The organism is uncultured Streptococcus sp., from assembly GCF_915066115.1.
Lineage (GTDB): Bacteria > Bacillota > Bacilli > Lactobacillales > Streptococcaceae > Streptococcus.
Genome location: NZ_CAJZDT010000029.1, coordinates 1 through 16,917 on the forward strand (window position 1 = coordinate 1; position 16,917 = coordinate 16,917).

At 40.6% G+C, this 16,917-nt stretch carries 18 protein-coding genes and 3 riboswitches; of the genes, 16 read left to right on the top strand and 2 right to left on the bottom strand.

The window, feature by feature from the left end; all coding sequences use genetic code 11:
* Positions 1-131 precede the first annotated feature (131 nt).
* From lctO to thiE (QZ565_RS03470), 11 genes are all read left to right on the top strand, one after another.
* Positions 132-1,268: an L-lactate oxidase gene (gene lctO, locus QZ565_RS03420; RefSeq protein ID WP_000120723.1), complete on the top strand. Its 1,137-nt coding sequence runs from the start codon at positions 132-134 to the stop codon at positions 1,266-1,268.
* A 148-nt stretch (positions 1,269-1,416) separates the two neighbouring features.
* A riboswitch (TPP riboswitch) is annotated at positions 1,417-1,505 on the top strand.
* Between the two features lie 214 nt (positions 1,506-1,719).
* Positions 1,720-2,388 (top strand): TenA family protein, encoded by a 669-nt coding sequence (locus tag QZ565_RS03425; protein WP_295525632.1) that lies wholly within the window; start codon positions 1,720-1,722, stop codon positions 2,386-2,388.
* 128 nt (positions 2,389-2,516) lie between these two features.
* Positions 2,517-3,299: a hydroxyethylthiazole kinase gene (thiM, locus tag QZ565_RS03430; RefSeq protein ID WP_261814102.1), complete on the top strand. Its 783-nt coding sequence runs from the start codon at positions 2,517-2,519 to the stop codon at positions 3,297-3,299.
* Position 3,300: 1 nt separating this feature from the next.
* Positions 3,301-3,930 (top strand): thiamine phosphate synthase, encoded by a 630-nt coding sequence (gene thiE / locus QZ565_RS03435; protein WP_295525640.1) that lies wholly within the window; start codon positions 3,301-3,303, stop codon positions 3,928-3,930.
* Positions 3,931-4,142: 212 nt separating this feature from the next.
* Positions 4,143-4,231: riboswitch (TPP riboswitch) on the top strand.
* Between the two features lie 148 nt (positions 4,232-4,379).
* On the top strand, positions 4,380-4,940 hold the full coding sequence (locus QZ565_RS03440) for an ECF transporter S component (RefSeq protein WP_020900143.1): 561 nt from the start codon (positions 4,380-4,382) through the stop codon (positions 4,938-4,940).
* Positions 4,941-6,326, top strand: a complete 1,386-nt coding sequence (locus tag QZ565_RS03445; RefSeq protein WP_295525646.1) for an ABC transporter ATP-binding protein — start codon at positions 4,941-4,943, stop codon at positions 6,324-6,326.
* Between the two features lies 1 nt (position 6,327).
* The gene (locus QZ565_RS03450) at positions 6,328-6,978 is read left to right on the top strand and encodes an energy-coupling factor transporter transmembrane component T (RefSeq protein WP_295525649.1); all 651 of its coding nucleotides are present in this window, start codon (positions 6,328-6,330) and stop codon (positions 6,976-6,978) included.
* Between the two features lie 10 nt (positions 6,979-6,988).
* Positions 6,989-7,684 (top strand): thiaminase II, encoded by a 696-nt coding sequence (tenA, locus tag QZ565_RS03455; protein WP_295525651.1) that lies wholly within the window; start codon positions 6,989-6,991, stop codon positions 7,682-7,684.
* A 1-nt stretch (position 7,685) separates the two neighbouring features.
* Complete coding sequence (gene thiW, locus QZ565_RS03460; protein WP_295525654.1) at positions 7,686-8,210, top strand: energy coupling factor transporter S component ThiW; 525 nt, start codon at positions 7,686-7,688, stop codon at positions 8,208-8,210.
* Positions 8,210-9,013: a hydroxyethylthiazole kinase gene (locus tag QZ565_RS03465; protein WP_295525657.1), complete on the top strand. Its 804-nt coding sequence runs from the start codon at positions 8,210-8,212 to the stop codon at positions 9,011-9,013. The genes thiW and QZ565_RS03465 overlap by 1 nt, the downstream gene beginning before the upstream one ends.
* Positions 9,006-9,638: a thiamine phosphate synthase gene (thiE, locus tag QZ565_RS03470; RefSeq protein ID WP_295525660.1), complete on the top strand. Its 633-nt coding sequence runs from the start codon at positions 9,006-9,008 to the stop codon at positions 9,636-9,638. The genes QZ565_RS03465 and thiE (QZ565_RS03470) overlap by 8 nt, the downstream gene beginning before the upstream one ends.
* A gap of 45 nt (positions 9,639-9,683) precedes the next feature.
* Here thiE (QZ565_RS03470) and thiD read toward each other — a convergent pair whose 3' ends face one another.
* Positions 9,684-10,475 (bottom strand): bifunctional hydroxymethylpyrimidine kinase/phosphomethylpyrimidine kinase, encoded by a 792-nt coding sequence (gene thiD, locus QZ565_RS03475; RefSeq protein ID WP_295525664.1) that lies wholly within the window; start codon positions 10,473-10,475, stop codon positions 9,684-9,686.
* A gap of 83 nt (positions 10,476-10,558) precedes the next feature.
* Positions 10,559-10,656, bottom strand: a riboswitch (TPP riboswitch).
* Between the two features lie 183 nt (positions 10,657-10,839).
* Between thiD and QZ565_RS03480 the strand changes: the two genes are divergently transcribed.
* The 5 genes from QZ565_RS03480 (at position 10,840) to QZ565_RS03500 (ending at position 16,264) form a co-directional block, all read left to right on the top strand.
* Positions 10,840-11,235 carry a CopY/TcrY family copper transport repressor gene (locus tag QZ565_RS03480; RefSeq protein ID WP_001167188.1) on the top strand — a complete coding sequence of 132 codons (396 nt, stop codon included), beginning with the start codon at positions 10,840-10,842 and terminating at the stop codon, positions 11,233-11,235.
* Between the two features lie 10 nt (positions 11,236-11,245).
* A complete protein-coding gene (locus QZ565_RS03485; protein WP_000932059.1) occupies positions 11,246-11,617 on the top strand; it encodes a cupredoxin domain-containing protein in 372 nt (123 codons plus the stop codon).
* Positions 11,618-11,626: 9 nt separating this feature from the next.
* Positions 11,627-13,870, top strand: a complete 2,244-nt coding sequence (locus tag QZ565_RS03490; protein WP_000136345.1) for a heavy metal translocating P-type ATPase — start codon at positions 11,627-11,629, stop codon at positions 13,868-13,870.
* Positions 13,871-14,082: 212 nt separating this feature from the next.
* Complete coding sequence (gene spxB / locus QZ565_RS03495) at positions 14,083-15,858, top strand: pyruvate oxidase (RefSeq protein ID WP_049535419.1); 1,776 nt, start codon at positions 14,083-14,085, stop codon at positions 15,856-15,858.
* A gap of 58 nt (positions 15,859-15,916) precedes the next feature.
* Positions 15,917-16,264 carry a VOC family protein gene (locus QZ565_RS03500; protein ID WP_001052638.1) on the top strand — a complete coding sequence of 116 codons (348 nt, stop codon included), beginning with the start codon at positions 15,917-15,919 and terminating at the stop codon, positions 16,262-16,264.
* A gap of 165 nt (positions 16,265-16,429) precedes the next feature.
* Here QZ565_RS03500 and QZ565_RS03505 read toward each other — a convergent pair whose 3' ends face one another.
* On the bottom strand, positions 16,430-16,774 hold the full coding sequence (locus QZ565_RS03505; protein WP_000913393.1) for a lipopolysaccharide assembly protein LapA domain-containing protein: 345 nt from the start codon (positions 16,772-16,774) through the stop codon (positions 16,430-16,432).
* Between the last annotated feature and the right edge of the window lie 143 nt (positions 16,775-16,917).

Genomic DNA, 16,917 nt, shown 5'->3' on the forward strand with positions numbered 1-16,917 from the left:
TTTAATTATCGCTGTAAAATGATTGAAAGTATGAAATTTCCAAACAAAATATTTGAAAAATTTTGAAAAAAGAGTTAGAATATTTTTTGTAATATACAAAGTAAACGCTTACTTATCAAGGAGGACATTTTATGTCATACAAAACAAGCAATGCAGAAGGTCATGTAGATTTCATCAATACCTATGATTTGGAGCCAATGGCGCAACAAGTTATTCCTAAAGCAGCATTTGGCTATATCGCTAGTGGGGCGGAGGATACTTTCACTTTGCGTGAGAATATTCGTGCCTTTAACCACAAACTCATCGTTCCTCATACACTTTGCAATGTAGAAAATCCAAGTACAGAGATTGAATTTGCAGGCGAAAAATTGTCTTCACCAATCATTATGGCGCCTGTTGCGGCTCATAAATTGGCAAATGAACAGGGTGAAGTGGCGACTGCGCGTGGTGTGCATGAGTTTGGTTCTCTCTATACAACCAGCTCTTACTCTACTGTCGACCTTCCAGAAATTACGGAAGCCCTTCAAGGGACACCTCATTGGTTCCAGTTTTACTTTAGTAAAGATGATGGTATCAATCGCCACATCATGGACCGTGTGAAGGCTGAAGGTTATAAAGCGATTGTCTTGACGGCTGATGCTACGGTAGGGGGCAATCGTGAGGTCGATAAGCGTAATGGTTTTGTCTTCCCAGTTGGCATGCCGATTGTTGAGGAATATCTGCCAGAAGGTGCTGGAAAATCAATGGACTTTGTTTACAAATCAGCTAAACAACGCTTGTCTCCACGTGATGTAGAATTTATCGCTGAATACTCAGGACTTCCTGTTTATGTCAAGGGACCACAATGCCGTGAGGACGTTGAACGTTCGCTTGCTGCAGGTGCTTCTGGTATCTGGGTGACCAACCATGGTGGCCGTCAAATCGACGGTGGACCAGCTGCCTTCGATTCACTTCAAGAAGTAGCTGAAGCAGTTGATAAACGTGTGCCAATTGTCTTTGACTCTGGTATTCGTCGTGGCCAACACGTCTTTAAAGCCTTGGCTTCAGGAGCAGACTTGGTAGCTATTGGCCGCCCGGTTATCTATGGCTTGGCTCTCGGCGGTAGTGTTGGTGTGCGTCAAGTCTTTGAACACTTGAATGCGGAATTGAAGACAGTCATGCAGTTGTCTGGAACTCAGACTATTGAAGATGTTAAACACTTTAAACTTCGTCATAACCCATACAACCCAACCTTCCCAGTTGACCCACGCGACTTAAAATTGTATTGATAAAAGAGATTGCCTCCACTTGATGTGGAGGTTTTTCTTCGTCTATAGGAAGAATAAATCACCATTGAAATCTATATAAATATATTTTTCAGTCAAATATCTTGCTAGGGCTTTCATTTTTTGCTATACTGGTGCAGTAATTAAATAATAAAGACATTTGGGGTGCTTTAGGCTGAGATGATACCCATTGAACCTGCTACAGTTAGTACTGTCGAAGGGAAATGTGAATAGTTTTTTCTTGAGAAAGAAAAAACCATCTAATTTTGTAAGCAAAACTCTAATTTTTGATTGTAATTGGAGTTTTTTGTTTATATAAGCTGGATGAAGGTGATACAAAGCATTTAGGTAGCACTTCTTGAACGCCCTTGATTTTCTTTAAAAAAATCAAGTAAAACTAGGATTTTCTTGCTGTTTTGTTGATTACGAACGAGTAAAGAGAGGAAAAGTAAATATGGAAACACAAGACTATGCATTTCAGCCAGGTTTGACTGTTGGAGAATTATTAAAAAATAGTCAGAAGGATTGGCAGGCTGCAATCAATCATCGTTTTGTTAAGGAACTTTTTGAAGGTGCAATTGAGAATAAGGTCTTAAAAGACTACCTGATTCAGGATTATCACTTCTTTGATGCCTTTTTATCCATGCTGGGTGCCTGCGTAGCTCACGCTGACCAGCTTGAATCCAAGCTTCGTTTTGCCAAGCAACTAGGCTTTCTTGAAGCAGATGAAGATGGTTATTTCCAAAAGGCTTTCAAAGAGTTAAAGGTATCTGAGAATGACTATATAGAAGTGAGCTTGCACCCTGTAACAAAAGCCTTTCAGGAGCTTATGTATTCTGCTGTGTCTTCATCAGACTATGCTCATCTTTTGGTTATGCTGGTCATTGCAGAAGGCCTCTATTTAGACTGGGGTTCTAAAGATTTGGCACTACCTGAAGCCTATATTCATTCGGAATGGATCAATCTCCACAGAGGTCCTTTCTTTGCAGAGTGGGTTCAATTTCTGGTTGATGAACTTAATCGTGTCGGGAAAAATCGAGAAGATTTAACAGAACTTCAGCAACGCTGGAATCAAGCAGTTGCCTTAGAATTAGCCTTTTTTGATATTGGCTATGACGCCTAGAGAAAGTTTAGGATATTTACAAATTTGATGAGGTAAATTAATCAATGTAAATAAAAAAATTTCTTAACGAAAGATAGAGATAAATCGAAATCAGTAGATCGTATAAAGTGAAAAGGAAGGATTTCAATATGACAAGTTTAAAATTATTAAAAGAAAAAGCACCTTTGGTCATTTGCATCACCAATGATGTAGTAAAAAATTTCACAGCAAATGGATTAGTAGCACTGGGTGCATCACCAGCCATGAGTGAGTTTCCAGCAGATTTAGAGGATTTGTTAAAGTATGCTGGTGGTTTATTAATAAACATAGGAACATTGACAGATGAAAATTGGAAATTATACCAAGCTGCTCTGAAAATTGCAGAGAAATATAATGTCCCAGCAATTTTAGATCCTGTAGCTTGTGGAGCAGGATCTTATAGAAAAAAAGTATCCGAAGATTTAATAAATAATTACAAACTTGCAGCGATTAGAGGAAATGCTGGAGAGATTGCTTCTTTAGTGGGAATAAATGTGGCATCTAAAGGAGTAGATAGTGCAGGCGTAGATAATATTGACGAAATTGCTCTAGCAGCAAATAAGAAATTCAATATTCCTATAATAGTAACAGGTGAAGTGGATGCCATTGCGGTTAATGGAGAAGTGGTAACGATTCATAATGGTAGTGCCATGATGCCAAAAGTTATTGGGACAGGATGCTTATTAGGTGCTGTAGTAGCAAGCTTTATCGGACTTGAAAAAGGTCAAGAATTGAAATCATTAGAAACAGCAATGTTGGTTTACAATATCGCTGGAGAAATGGCAGAAAAACGTCCCAATGGACATCTTCCTGGAACATTCAAAGTGGAATTTATAAATGCCTTATATGAGATTACAGATGAAGATGTAAAGGAATTCAAAAGAGTGAAGTAAAATGTTTCATAAGGAATTATTAAAACTATATTTTATTTGTGGAACGACTACTTGCTTAGGTAAGGATTTATATACAGTTGTTGAAGATGCTTTAAAAGGTGGTATAACTTTATTTCAATTTCGTGAAAAAGGTGAGGGAGCTTTAGAAGGCAAAGAAAAAGTCGAATTAGCAATTAAACTACAGGATCTTTGTAGAAAATACAATGTTCCGTTTATTGTTAATGATGATATTGAGTTAGCATTGGAAATAGATGCTGACGGCGTACATGTAGGTCAAGACGATATTGGTGTTGATGAAATTAGAAAATTGATGCCAGATAAAATAATTGGTCTTTCTATAAAAAACGAGGCAGAATTTCAACAATCAAAAGTTGAATATGTAGATTATGTTGGTGTTGGTCCTGTGTTTGATACCCAGTCAAAAGAGGATGCTGGTGGAGCTATAGGTTATGAAGGTCTTAAATTGATGAGAAAACTATTGCCACAAATGCCCTTAGTTGCAATTGGTGGGATACAGATGCAACATATTAAAGACATTATGAAGACGAATATGGATGGTGTTTCAATCATTTCAGCAATATCGTATGCAAAAAATATAGAAAAAACTGTTCGAGAAATGAGTGAACAATAGCTATCAATTTTCCTTGGATTCTGAGGGAGTAGGATTTTCTTTTTTCTAAAAAGCTATGTTCAGATTCAGCTCAAATGGCTAATCTATCAAACAAGTCATTTGTTTTGTGAAAAAGAAAGATCTGCTATCTTTGTGAGTGCAAGGCTGTATTTCCAGTTCAATTTCTTGAACTGGAAAAAATCGTTTGTTATAATATTTATATAATTAAATAATAAAGACATTTGGGGTGCTTTAGGCTGAGATGATACCCATTGAACCTGATACAGTTAAGACTGGCGAAGGGAAATGTGAAACGTTTTTTCGTATGGCGAAATGAACGATCTAATCTTGTAAGCAAAACTCTAATTCTTGTGTGTGATTAGAGTTTTTTAATTTTTACTAGATAGACTAGATGCAGAGTATGATGGCAGGTCTCTCTTAAATGCCCTATTGTCTTAAAAGGAGTTTTTATGTTTAAAAAATGGCGTTTAAAAGATGTTATTTTACTTGCTTTCTTGTCTATCTTTTTTGGTGGCGTTTTTGTAGGATCAGGCTATCTGTTTGATATCCTCACTCTGATTTTAGCACCTCTTGGTTTACAGGCCTTTGCCAATGAAATCCTCTTTGGTCTCTGGTGTATGGCTGCTCCTATTGCTGCTATCTTTGTTCCAAGAGTGGGAAGTGCAACGATTGGAGAAGTGCTAGCTGCGCTTGCTGAAGTCCTTTATGGTAGCCAATTCGGTCTAGGTGCCCTTTTGTCTGGATTGGTTCAAGGTTTGGGAAGTGAACTTGGTTTTATCGTAACCAAGAATCGCTATGAAAGTTGGCTCTCTCTAACTGCCAATAGTATTGGGATTACGCTTGTTAGCTTTGTCTATGAATACATTAAGTTAGGTTACTACGCCTTCTCCCTTCCTTTTGTCCTTTCCTTGCTTGTAGTACGTTTTATTTCCGTCTTTTTCTTCTGTACCATCTTGGTTCGTGCTATTGTCAAACTCTATCATCAGTTTGCAGCTGGGGGCAAGGCATAGATGGGGCTGGAACTACGAGTTATTCAGTCCCAAATCTTCTCTGAGCCACTTGATTTTACTTTTCATGCGCAAGCCTTTACCTTGTTAGTTGGGAGCAGTGGTTCAGGAAAATCTAGCCTCTTTCAAATGATCGCCCAAGTCAGTTCTCTTCCCTATAGCGGTCAAGTCCTGATAAATGGGAACGAGGTCAGTCAGCTTTCTATCATCGAACGTGTCCAGACGGTTGGCATTCTCTTTCAAAATCCCAATCATCAATTTACCATGGAGAACTTGTTTGAGGAGCTGATTTTTACCTTGGAGAATATCGGCCATCCCGTTCAGGAAATTGATTCTAAAATAGCAGAGGTGGTCCAGCAATGCCGTTGTGAGACAATCTTGCACCGTCCCATTCATCACTTATCAGGTGGGGAAAAGCAAAAGGCTGCGCTAGCTGTTCTCTTTGCTATGAATCCTAGGGTCTATCTCTTGGATGAACCCTTTGCTTCCATTGACCGAAAAAGTAGGCTGGAGATCCTAGAGATTCTAAAAGAGTTGGTTTCTGATGGGAAGACAGTCATCTTATGCGACCATGATTTATCTGATTATGAAGCCTATATCGACCATATGGTGGAGCTGAGAGACGGGCAACTAAGGGAAATAAATCAAATCCCTGCCTCTGAAATGACACAGGCTGTTTCAAAGGAAGTTGCTTCTAGCTCAGAACTATTCCATATGGATCGAACGACTTGTGAGCTGGATAAGCGTCCCCTCTTTTCGATTGTGAATTTTACATTCTACCAAGGAATTTCCTGTATCTTGGGAGACAATGGTGTCGGGAAATCAACCCTCTTTCGGTCTATTCTTCAATTTCAAAAGTATAAGGGGCGCATTTTCTGGAAGGGTTCGGTTCTCAAAAAGAAAAAGAGTTTGTATCGTGACCTGACGGGTGTTGTTCAGGAAGCTGAGAAGCAGTTTATCCGAGTCAGTCTGCGAGAAGAGCTGCAATTAGATGGACCTGATTCTGAAAGAAATCAGCGAATTTTCCAAGCTTTACAATATTTTGATCTGGAGCAGGCACTCGATAAGAGTCCCTATCAATTAAGTGGTGGTCAGCAAAAGATTCTTCAGCTCTTGACCATCTTGACCAGCAAGGCTTCTGTGATTTTACTAGATGAACCTTTTGCTGGTTTGGATGATAGAGCCTGCCATTATTTTTGCAAGTGGATTGTGGAGGACAGAAATCAAGGAAGAAGTTTTCTGATTATTAGCCATCGTTTAGATCCCTTGATCTCTGTGGTTGATTATTGGATTGAGATGACTAGTCAGGGTCTCAGTCATGTGAAAGAAGTGACAATTACCAAACCACTCACATCTCAGAGTAGCAATACCCAAAAGGAGGTGAGATAGTATGGTCAAAGTAGCAACCCAGACACCGATTATCAGTCTTTTCTTGCTGATTTTATCCTTGGAAACATCTTTTATTCCTTCGATTGCTCTGAATCTTTCGGTAGTCGCATTTTGTATTCTTTTTATGCTCTATTACCGTCGATTTAAAGTATTGGCTTGGATGATTCTGCTCGCCATTTTGCCATCCTTTGCTAACTACTGGGCAGTTCAGTTACATGGAGATGCTTCGCAGGCAGTCATGCTTGGAACGAGGGCCTTTGTGACAGTTTGTATCGGCATAGTCTTTGTTTCCTCTATTTCCCTAAAAGAGCTTCTTTTGTACTTGGCTCAAAAGGGGTTATCACGCTCTTGGGCCTATGCCTTGATTGTGGTATTCAATTCCTTTCCCCTTATCCAGCAAGAAATCAAGTCTCTCAAGGAAGCTTGCCTATTACGCGGTCAAGAACTACATTTTTGGTCGCCCTTGATTTACAGTAAGGTTTTGATAACGGTCTTTAGGTGGCGCCATCTTTACCTGAGAGCTCTGTCTGCGCATGGATATGACGAACATGCACAGGTGGAGAATAGCTATCGGACTTTTTATATTCCTCAAATGACAATATTCATCTACCTGCTTTTCTTTTTATTGCTTCAAACCAGTCTATTTTTATAAAGGAGTTATTATGGAATTTACAGATATTGCGATGGAATTATCCAAGGAAGCTTGGCAGGCTTCCTTTCATCACCCCTTTGTATTACAGTTACAAGAGGGAAATTTAGACCCGTCTATCTTTCGCTATTACTTGATTCAGGATGCCTACTATTTGAAGGCCTTCTCAGAAGCCTATCACCTCTTGGCTGATAAGACTTCAAATCAAGAGATGAAAAGACTCTTGAAACAAAATGCTCAGAGTCTAGTGGAGGGTGAGTTATTTATCCGCCAACAATTTTTCAAGGAATTGAAAATCAGCGATCAGGAAATGGAGCAACATCCAATCGCTCCAACCTGCTATCATTATATCTCGCACATTTATCGGCAATTTGCAGAGCCCAACTTAGCCATTGCTTTTGCAAGTTTGCTCCCTTGTCCTTGGTTATACCATGATATAGGCAAATCACTTAATCTTAAACCATCACCAAATCCTCTCTACCAACAATGGATTGAAACTTATATTACGGATGAGTTAGAGCAGCAAATCAGAGAGGAGGGAGCGCTGGTCAATCAACTCTATCGAGAAAGTGACGAGACAGACAAGAAAAAAATGCTAGATGCCTTCCACATCAGTGTTCACATGGAAGCCAAGTTTTGGGAAATGGCCTACCAACATCAGACATGGAAGAGCGATTTACAGTCTTTAGAAACAGGAGAAGAATTGTAATATGAGAAACCACCAATTACAAGTTCACAAATTAACCATTTTATCCATGATGATTGCCCTTGATGTAGTCCTTACACCTATCTTTCGGATTGAAGGAATGGCACCGATGTCTAGTGTAGTCAATATTCTGGCAGGAATCATGATGGGACCTGTTTATGCCTTGGTCATGGCTACAGTGACAGCCTTTATCCGTATGACGACTCAAGGGATTCCGCCTTTAGCTCTTACAGGAGCGACTTTTGGAGCCCTTCTTGCAGGTCTCTTTTATAAGTATGGTCGAAAATTTTACTTTTCTGCCTTGGGAGAAGTTTTGGGAACAGGTATTATTGGTTCTATTGTTTCTTATCCTGTTATGGTACTTTTTACAGGATCGGCTGCTAAGCTTAGCTGGTTTATCTACACTCCTCGATTTTTCGGAGCAACATTGATTGGTACAGCGATTTCCTTTATTGCATTTCGATTTTTAATCAAGCAGGAATTCTTTAAAAAAGTGCAAGGATATTTTTTCAGTGAAAGGATAGACTGATGCAGGCATTTACAAATCCCTTTCCTCTAGGATCTAGTTCCCTAATTCACTGTATCACCAATGAGATTTCTTGTGAGATGCTAGCAAATGGGATTTTGGCTCTGGGATGCAAACCTGTCATGGCAGATGACCCTCGTGAGGTTCTTGATTTTACTAAGCAAAGCCAGGCACTCTTCATGAATTTGGGGCATTTGTCAGCTGAGAAGGAAAAAGCAATCCGTATGGCAGCTTCTTATGCAGCTCAAGCTGGTCTCCCAATGGTAGTAGATGCGGTTGGCGTAACAGCTTCATCCATTCGTAAGAGATTAGTCAGAGACCTTTTAGACTATAGACCTACGGTCCTTAAAGGAAACATGTCAGAAATTCGAAGTCTTGTTGGCTTAAAACATCACGGAGTTGGGGTCGATGCGAGTGCTAAAGATCAAGAAACTGTGGATTTGCTTCAAGTCTTGAAAGACTGGTGTCAGACCTATTCTGGTATGTCATTCTTAGTCACTGGCCCCAAGGACCTCATCGTTTCAGAAAATCAAATTGCTGTATTGGGAAATGGCTGTGCAGAATTAGACTGGATAACAGGGACAGGAGACCTGGTTGGAGCCTTGACAGCCGTTTTTCTCAGCCAAGGAGAGACTGGCTTTGTAGCTTCTTGTCTAGCAGTTTCTTATCTCAATATCTCTGCTGAGAGAATAGTGGTTCAAGGAATGGGATTGGAAGAATTTCGTTACCAAGTTCTCAATCAGCTCTCTCTTCTAAAAAGAGACGAAAACTGGCTAGAAGCTATCAAAGGAGATATTTATGAATAGAGAATCACTTAGACTGTATCTGGTAACCAATCGCTACCAAGATTCCTTGGAAAGTTTTCTTAAAAAAGTTGAGACGGCCTGCCGTTCAGGTGTTACCATCATCCAGCTACGAGAAAAAAATCTCACAACCAATCAATACTATCACTTGGCAAAACAAGTCAAGAAAATAACCGATGCCTATCAGGTTCCCTTGATTATCGATGATCGTTTGGATGTTTGTCTTGCGGTTGATGCTGCTGGTCTGCATATCGGAGACGATGAACTACCAGTTTCGGTTGCCCGACAAGTCTTGGGCCCTGAAAAAATTCTCGGTGTCACTGCTAAAACTGTAAAAAGAGCCCTCGAGGCAGAAGAAGGAGGGGCGAATTACTTGGGGACAGGAGCCATTTTCCCGACTACGACCAAGGAAAATGCACCTATCACCCTGATTTCAACCTTGAAAACCATTTGCCAAACGGTCGCCATTCCAGTAGTTGCTATTGGAGGCTTGACGTCAGAGAATATTGACCAACTTGCTGAAACTGGTATAGCAGGGGTCGCTGTTGTCCGTGATTTGATGCAGGCAGAAGATATTGAGGCAAAAACGCAAGCCTTTTTAACAAAGCTTGATGACATTATTTTCTAATCAAAAACTCTCTAATTCCCTTAAAGTGGGAACTAGAGAGTTTTTTTAATCTATAAAGCTTGTATGGTTGACTGGGCCAGAACCATGACCGAGTTGAGGGGCGTCTTGGATAGCTTTTGTGATAAAGGCCTTGGCCTTATCCACTGCCTGATGAAGGGTCTTCCCCTTGGCTAGTTCAGCAGTAATCACTGCAGCAAAGGTACAGCCAGTACCATGAGTGTGACAGGTTTGAATTCGAGGACTTTCCCAGACAAATTGCTCATCCTTGGTAAAAAGGAAATCCTTGGCACCACCTTCAAGATGACCACCTTTGATAACAACAGACTGAGGACCAAATTCTTTTAAAATCAGGCGACCAGCACGTTGCATGTCATCTGGATTATGAATTGAAAAACCAACAATTTCTTCTGCTTCAGGAAGATTAGGTGTAATAATAGTTGCAAGGGGAAGCAGATTTGTTTTTAGGTAGCTTCTCGCACTAGTATCTATCAGGGTATCACCGCTTGTTGCGACCATAACAGGGTCAAGAACGTAGGGACAGTCCAGCATTTTAAGATAGGGTTGGATGATTTCCATGATTTCAGTAGTTGCCAACATCCCAGTTTTTACAGCCTGAGGCTTGATATCCGAAAAGACACTTTCCAATTGGGCTTTCAACATTTGAGGAGAAACGTGCTCGATTAGCTGAACGCCTCTGGTATTTTGAGCGACAAGGCTGGTCACAACTGCCATTCCATAGACATCTCTAGCTTGGAACGACTTTAAGTCAGCCATAATGCCAGCACCACCACTAGGGTCAGTCCCTGCAATGGTCAAAGCAACGGGTAAATAAGTCATCTAAAATCTCCCAACCAACTGAAGTTTGTATTCTTAAGAACAAGTAAGTCTGTTTTAGAAAGACAATAGAAGACTGCTAGTCCTCATTATCATTTCCACTTCCATCAGCTAGCATTACCTAGATTGAGTCAAAGGGTCTAACAGTCGTTAATCTCAGCTTTACGCACCCCTAGTGGTTGTTTTCTTTTTTCTTTAGTATAGCATATTTTCATAGTTTATATAGTAAGATTTGACTGCAAATCCTTTATCATAGGGTTAAAATTCAATTTTTCAAAGAAAAGATTAATTTCATAGTTGACAAATGTAGATTTTAAGAGTATACTGATAATTGTAATTGACAAATGTAGATTTTGGAGGTGTGATTATGCAGATTTCAGATGCAGAATGGCAGGTCATGAAGATTATTTGGATGCAAGGAGAGCAGACTAGTTCAGATTTGATTAGGGTTCTGGCGGAGCGGTTCGACTGGTCCAAGTCGACCATTCAAACTCTTTTGGCTCGTTTGGTTGAGAAAGAGTGCCTGACGAGGAAAAAAGAAGGCAAGTCCTTTGTCTATTCAGCCCTTTTAACTTTGGATCAAAGTCGAGACTTGCTTGTTCAAGATATCAAAGATAAAGTTTGTTCCCGTAGGATTAAGAACTTGTTGGCTGATTTGATTGCTGAATGTGATTTTACTCAGGCTGACTTGGAAGACTTGGAAGCTGTGATTTCTGAGAAGAAATCAAGCGCTGTAACAGAAGTAAAATGTAATTGTATGTAAAGGAGACGTCATGTTGAATATTATTGTAACCATTATTTGTATTGCCCTTATCGCGTTTATCTTGTTTTGGTTTTTCAAAAAGCCTGAAAAATCTGGACAAAAGGCCCAGCAAAAAAACGGCTACCAAGAGATTCGAGTGGAGGTCATGGGGGGCTATACGCCTGAGTTGATTATCCTCAAGAAATCAGTGCCAGCCCGCATTGTCTTTGACCGCAAAGATCCTTCACCATGTTTGGATCAGATCGTATTTCCAGACTTTGGTGTACATGCGGATCTGCCAATGGGGGAAGAGTATGTAGTGGAAATCACGCCTGAGCAGGCTGGAGAGTATGGTTTCTCTTGTGGCATGAATATGATGCACGGTAAGATGATTGTAGAATAGGAGAATGATATGACTGAAATTGTAAAAGCAAGTCTTGAAAATGGTGTTCAAAAAATCCGTATCACGGCAGACAAAGGCTACCATCCAGCCCACATTCAACTGCAAAAAGGAGTTCCTGCTGAGATCACCTTTCACCGTTTGACACCTTCAAACTGTTATAAGGAAATTCTGTTTGAAGAAGAAGGCCTCTTGGAACCAATCGGCGTGGATGAAGAGAAGACAATTCGTTTTACCCCTCAAGAATTAGGTCAACATGAATTTTCTTGTGGTATGAAGATGCAAAAGGGAAGTTATACAGTTGTTGAGAAGACTCGAAAATCTCTATCACTTTTACAGCGTTTTTGGATTACTAGTATCTTTACTGTGCCTCTTGTAATCCTCATGATTGGGATGTCGACAGGAGGAATTAGTCACCAAGTCATGCGTTGGGGCACCTTTTTAGCCACAACACCGATTATGCTAGTAGCAGGTGGTCCTTATATCCAAAGTGCTTGGGCTAGTTTTAAAAAGCACAATGCCAACATGGATACCTTGGTTGCTCTGGGAACCCTAGTGGCCTATTTCTATAGCTTAGTTGCCCTCTTCGCTGGCCTCCCCGTTTACTTTGAAAGTGCTGCCTTTATCTTCTTCTTCGTTCTTATGGGGGCCGTTTTTGAGGAGAAAATGCGGAAAAATACTTCCCAAGCTGTGGAGAAATTACTTGACTTGCAGGCTAAAACAGCAGAAGTATTGCGTGAGGATAACTATGTTCAAGTCCCTTTGGAGCAAGTCAAGGTAGGTGACCTGATTCGAGTGCGTCCCGGTGAAAAGATTGCGGTTGATGGTGTCGTAGTAGAAGGTATCTCTAGTATTGATGAGTCTATGGTGACAGGTGAGAGTCTGCCTGTGGACAAGACAGTTGGAGATACCGTCATTGGTTCAACCATCAATAATAGTGGAACACTTGTTTTTAGAGCAGAAAAAGTTGGTTCAGAGACTGTTTTGGCTCAGATTGTGGATTTTGTGAAGAAAGCTCAGACAAGTCGTGCGCCGATTCAGGACTTGACGGATAAAATTTCAGGGATTTTTGTTCCAGCAGTTGTCATTTTAGGGATTGTGACCTTTTGGGTTTGGTTCGTCTTGCTCAGGGATAGTGTAGTTGTGCTTGGAGCGAGCTTTGTGTCTTCGCTTCTCTATGGAGTAGCAGTTCTGATTATTGCCTGCCCTTGTGCATTGGGACTTGCAACACCGACAGCCCTTATGGTGGGGACAGGTCGCAGTGCCAAGATGGGAGTTCTCCTCAAAAATGGAACGGTTCTACAGGAAATCCAGAAAGTCCAAACTATTGTTTTTGATAAGACAGGAACTTTGACGGAAGGGAAACCTGTGGTCACAGATATCATCGGCGACGAAGTAGAAGTGCTTGGATTGGCAGCTTCCTTGGAAGAAGCTTCTCAACACCCATTGGCTGAGGCTATTGTTAAGCGAGCGACTGAAACTGGACTTGAGCTTCACACTGTGGAAAATTTCCAAGCCTTGCACGGAAAAGGTGTTTCAGGGCAAATCAATGGAAAACAAGTTTTGCTTGGAAATGCTAAAATGCTGGATGGCATGGATATTTCTAGCACTTATCAGGAAAAACTAGAACAACTGGAAAAAGAAGCTAAGACAGTTGTGTTCTTGGCTGTTGAGAATGAAATCAAAGGCTTGCTTGCTCTGCAAGATATTCCTAAGGAAAATGCTAAGCTTGCCATCAGTCAGTTGAAAAAACGAGGTCTTAAAACAGTCATGCTGACAGGAGACAATGCTGGTGTGGCGCGTGCCATTGCCGATCAGATCGGAATCGAAGAGGTCATTGCAGGTGTCTTGCCAGAGGAAAAAGCTCATGAAATCCATAAACTACAAGCGTCTGGCAAAGTAGCCTTTGTTGGGGATGGTATCAATGACGCTCCTGCCCTTAGTGTAGCAGATGTGGGGATTGCTATGGGAGCTGGAACAGATATTGCCATCGAGTCAGCAGATTTGGTGTTGACAACTAATAACCTCCTAGGAGTGGTTCGTGCTTTTGACATGAGTAAGAAAACCTTTAATCGAATTCTGCTCAATCTTTTCTGGGCCTTTATCTACAATGTCGCCGGAATTCCGATTGCAGCAGGAGTCTTTTCTGGTGTTGGACTGGCCCTCAATCCAGAACTGGCAGGTCTAGCTATGGCCTTTAGTTCTGTATCCGTTCTGACTAGTTCACTCTTACTAAACTTTAGTAAAATAGACTAAAAGCGGGCTTGCTCGCTTTTTTATTATAAAACAGAAACTAAAAACGTTTTCAAACTGTACTGTAATAGAGAATAAAAACTTCTGAGCAGATTCTTAGTAAAGTCAAAATAAATGTGATAAATTAGTATTGTAAAAATTTACTGAAACGTTTTCAAAAACTATATGAAACCTTTTTTAGTAGATTTAAAAATATTTGAAGGAGAGTTATCATTATGACTCAAGGGAAAATTACTGCATCTGCAGCAATGCTTAATGTATTGAAAACATGGGGCGTAGACACAATCTACGGTATCCCATCAGGAACACTCAGCTCATTGATGGATGCTTTGGCTGAAGACAAAGATATCCGCTTCTTGCAAGTTCGCCACGAAGAAACAGGTGCTCTTGCAGCGGTTATGCAAGCTAAATTCGGCGGCTCAATCGGGGTTGCAGTTGGTTCAGGTGGTCCAGGTGCGACTCACTTGATTAACGGTGTTTACGATGCAGCTATGGATAACACTCCATTCCTAGCAATCCTTGGATCACGTCCAGTTAACGAACTCAACATGGATGCTTTCCAAGAATTGAACCAAAACCCAATGTACAACGGTATCGCTGTATACAACAAACGTGTAGCTTACGCTGAGCAATTGCCAAAAGTAATTGACGAAGCTTGCCGTGCTGCAGTTTCTAAAAAAGGTCCAGCTGTTGTTGAAATCCCAGTAAACTTCGGTTTCCAAGAAATCGACGAAAACTCATACTATGGATCAGGTTCATACGAGCGTTCATTCATCGCTCCTGCTTTGAACGAAGTTGAAATCGACAAAGCTGTTGAAATCTTGAACAATGCTGAACGTCCAGTTATCTACGCTGGTTACGGTGGTGTTAAAGCTGGTGAAGTGATCACTGAATTGTCACGTAAAATCAAAGCACCAATCATCACAACTGGTAAAAACTTTGAAGCTTTCGAATGGAACTATGAAGGTTTGACAGGTTCTGCTTACCGTGTTGGTTGGAAACCAGCCAACGAAGTGGTCTTTGAAGCAGACACAGTTCTTTTCCTTGGTTCAAACTTCCCATTTGCTGAAGTTTATGAAGCATTCAAGAACACTGAAAAATTCATCCAAGTTGATATTGACCCTTACAAACTTGGTAAACGTCACGCCCTTGACGCTTCAATCCTTGGTGACGCAGGTCAAGCAGCGAAAGCAATCCTTGACAAAGTGAATCCAGTTGAATCTACTCCATGGTGGCGTGCAAACGTTAAGAACAACCAAAACTGGCGTGATTACATGAACAAACTCGAAGGTAAAACTGAGGGTGAATTGCAATTGTATCAAGTTTACAATGCAATCAACAAACATGCTGATCAAGACGCTATCTACTCAATCGACGTAGGTGACACTACTCAAACATCTACTCGTCACCTTCACATGACACCTAAGAACATGTGGCGTACATCTCCACTCTTTGCGACAATGGGTATTGCCCTTCCTGGTGGTATCGCTGCTAAGAAAGACAATCCAGATCGCCAAGTATGGAACATCATGGGTGACGGTGCATTCAACATGTGCTACCCAGACGTTATCACAAACGTTCAATACGACCTTCCAGTTATCAACGTTGTCTTCTCAAATGGTAAATATGCCTTCATCAAGGACAAATACGAAGACACAAACAAACACTTGTTTGGTTGTGACTTCCCTAATGCTGACTATGCGAAAATCGCTGAAGCTCAAGGTGCTGTAGGATTTACAGTTGACCGTATCGAAGACATCGATGCAGTTGTTGCAGAAGCTGTTAAACTCAACAAAGAAGGTAAAACTGTTGTGATCGATGCTCGCATCACTCCACACCGTCCACTTCCAGTAGAAGTACTTGAATTGGATCCAAAACTTCACTCAGAAGAAGCAATCAAAGCCTTCAAGGAAAAATACGAAGCAGAAGAACTCGTACCATTCCGCCTCTTCTTGGAAGAAGAAGGATTGCAATCACGCGCAATTAAATAATTCCTTCGTGGAACTTAAAAAGATCGGAGCAATCCGGTCTTTTTATGGAGGATAGTAAATGAATTTAAATCAATTAGATATTATCGTTTCAGATGTTCCCCAAGTCTGTGCTGACTTGGAGCGTATTTTGGATAAAAAGCCCGATTATGTTGATGACAGTTTTGCTCAGTTTACGATTGGCAGTCACTGTCTGATGTTGTCCCAAAATCATTTGATTCCTTTGGAAGATTTTCAGTCAGGAATCATTCTTCATATCGAGGTTGAGGATGTAGACCAGAATTACCAACGGTTGAAAGAACTTGGTATCCAGGTTTTAAACGGACCAACTGTAACCGATTGGGGAACAGAGTCCTTATTAGTTAAAGGGCCTGCTGGTCTAGTGATTGATTTTTATCGTATGAAGTAGGTAATTCTATTATCAAATTTTTTATCTAAACATTCTTGGAGTGAAACTTAAAAAGATCGGAGCAATTCGATCTTTTTTGTATTTATGCGACTTTCAGTCCGTCTCGCTCCGTTAGGTGCGAGACAAAAAACCACCCGTTTTCACGGGTGGTTATGATTTCTACACTTATTGTTTGGCTTCCTGTTTTAATTGTTGCACCTGTTCCTCGTACTGGACAAGCTCCCTGTCTTTTATATTGATAGTCGCTTCTGCTTCAGCAATGCGGCTTCTCAGATCTTGAGTCTTGTTATGGTGATAGCTAATACCAATAGCACTACCAGCAATGATCCCGATTACTAGACAAGTAAAAATCACCAAAATCAAGGGAGCAGATAGTTGTGTAAAGACAAGACTGACAGTTACTGTTTGACGATTGAGTAGACCAAATGAGATCACAATGACTAATAAGCTCAAACCGCCAATTAGATAAGCCTTATCTTTCAGTGACAATTCATTAAATTTTTTTAGCATAAGTTCCTTTTCTCCTGACTATGTTGATAGAAAACTACACACCATTTAGGTATTAACAAAATTCATTTTACTAGAAAATTTCGATACTGTCAATAATTTCTAACGGCTTATTTACCATCAATCAATCGATTCATTGAAAAGGA

What these genes read in the sequence shown, in the direction of transcription:
- QZ565_RS03485 (WP_000932059.1), top strand. Translation starts at nt 11,246, where the DNA reads ATGTTGAATATTATTGTAACCATTATTTGTATTGCCCTTATCGCGTTT.
- spxB (WP_049535419.1), top strand. Translation starts at nt 14,083, where the DNA reads ATGACTCAAGGGAAAATTACTGCATCTGCAGCAATGCTTAATGTATTG.
- QZ565_RS03500 (WP_001052638.1), top strand. Translation starts at nt 15,917, where the DNA reads ATGAATTTAAATCAATTAGATATTATCGTTTCAGATGTTCCCCAAGTC.
- tenA (WP_295525651.1), top strand. Translation starts at nt 6,989, where the DNA reads ATGGAATTTACAGATATTGCGATGGAATTATCCAAGGAAGCTTGGCAG.
- thiD (WP_295525664.1), bottom strand. Translation starts at nt 10,475, where the DNA reads ATGACTTATTTACCCGTTGCTTTGACCATTGCAGGGACTGACCCTAGT.
- thiE (WP_295525640.1), top strand. Translation starts at nt 3,301, where the DNA reads ATGTTTCATAAGGAATTATTAAAACTATATTTTATTTGTGGAACGACT.
- lctO (WP_000120723.1), top strand. Translation starts at nt 132, where the DNA reads ATGTCATACAAAACAAGCAATGCAGAAGGTCATGTAGATTTCATCAAT.
- QZ565_RS03490 (WP_000136345.1), top strand. Translation starts at nt 11,627, where the DNA reads ATGACTGAAATTGTAAAAGCAAGTCTTGAAAATGGTGTTCAAAAAATC.
- thiE (WP_295525660.1), top strand. Translation starts at nt 9,006, where the DNA reads ATGAATAGAGAATCACTTAGACTGTATCTGGTAACCAATCGCTACCAA.
- QZ565_RS03445 (WP_295525646.1), top strand. Translation starts at nt 4,941, where the DNA reads ATGGGGCTGGAACTACGAGTTATTCAGTCCCAAATCTTCTCTGAGCCA.
- thiM (WP_261814102.1), top strand. Translation starts at nt 2,517, where the DNA reads ATGACAAGTTTAAAATTATTAAAAGAAAAAGCACCTTTGGTCATTTGC.
- QZ565_RS03450 (WP_295525649.1), top strand. Translation starts at nt 6,328, where the DNA reads ATGGTCAAAGTAGCAACCCAGACACCGATTATCAGTCTTTTCTTGCTG.
- QZ565_RS03480 (WP_001167188.1), top strand. Translation starts at nt 10,840, where the DNA reads ATGCAGATTTCAGATGCAGAATGGCAGGTCATGAAGATTATTTGGATG.
- thiW (WP_295525654.1), top strand. Translation starts at nt 7,686, where the DNA reads ATGAGAAACCACCAATTACAAGTTCACAAATTAACCATTTTATCCATG.
- QZ565_RS03425 (WP_295525632.1), top strand. Translation starts at nt 1,720, where the DNA reads ATGGAAACACAAGACTATGCATTTCAGCCAGGTTTGACTGTTGGAGAA.
- QZ565_RS03505 (WP_000913393.1), bottom strand. Translation starts at nt 16,774, where the DNA reads ATGCTAAAAAAATTTAATGAATTGTCACTGAAAGATAAGGCTTATCTA.
- QZ565_RS03465 (WP_295525657.1), top strand. Translation starts at nt 8,210, where the DNA reads ATGCAGGCATTTACAAATCCCTTTCCTCTAGGATCTAGTTCCCTAATT.
- QZ565_RS03440 (WP_020900143.1), top strand. Translation starts at nt 4,380, where the DNA reads ATGTTTAAAAAATGGCGTTTAAAAGATGTTATTTTACTTGCTTTCTTG.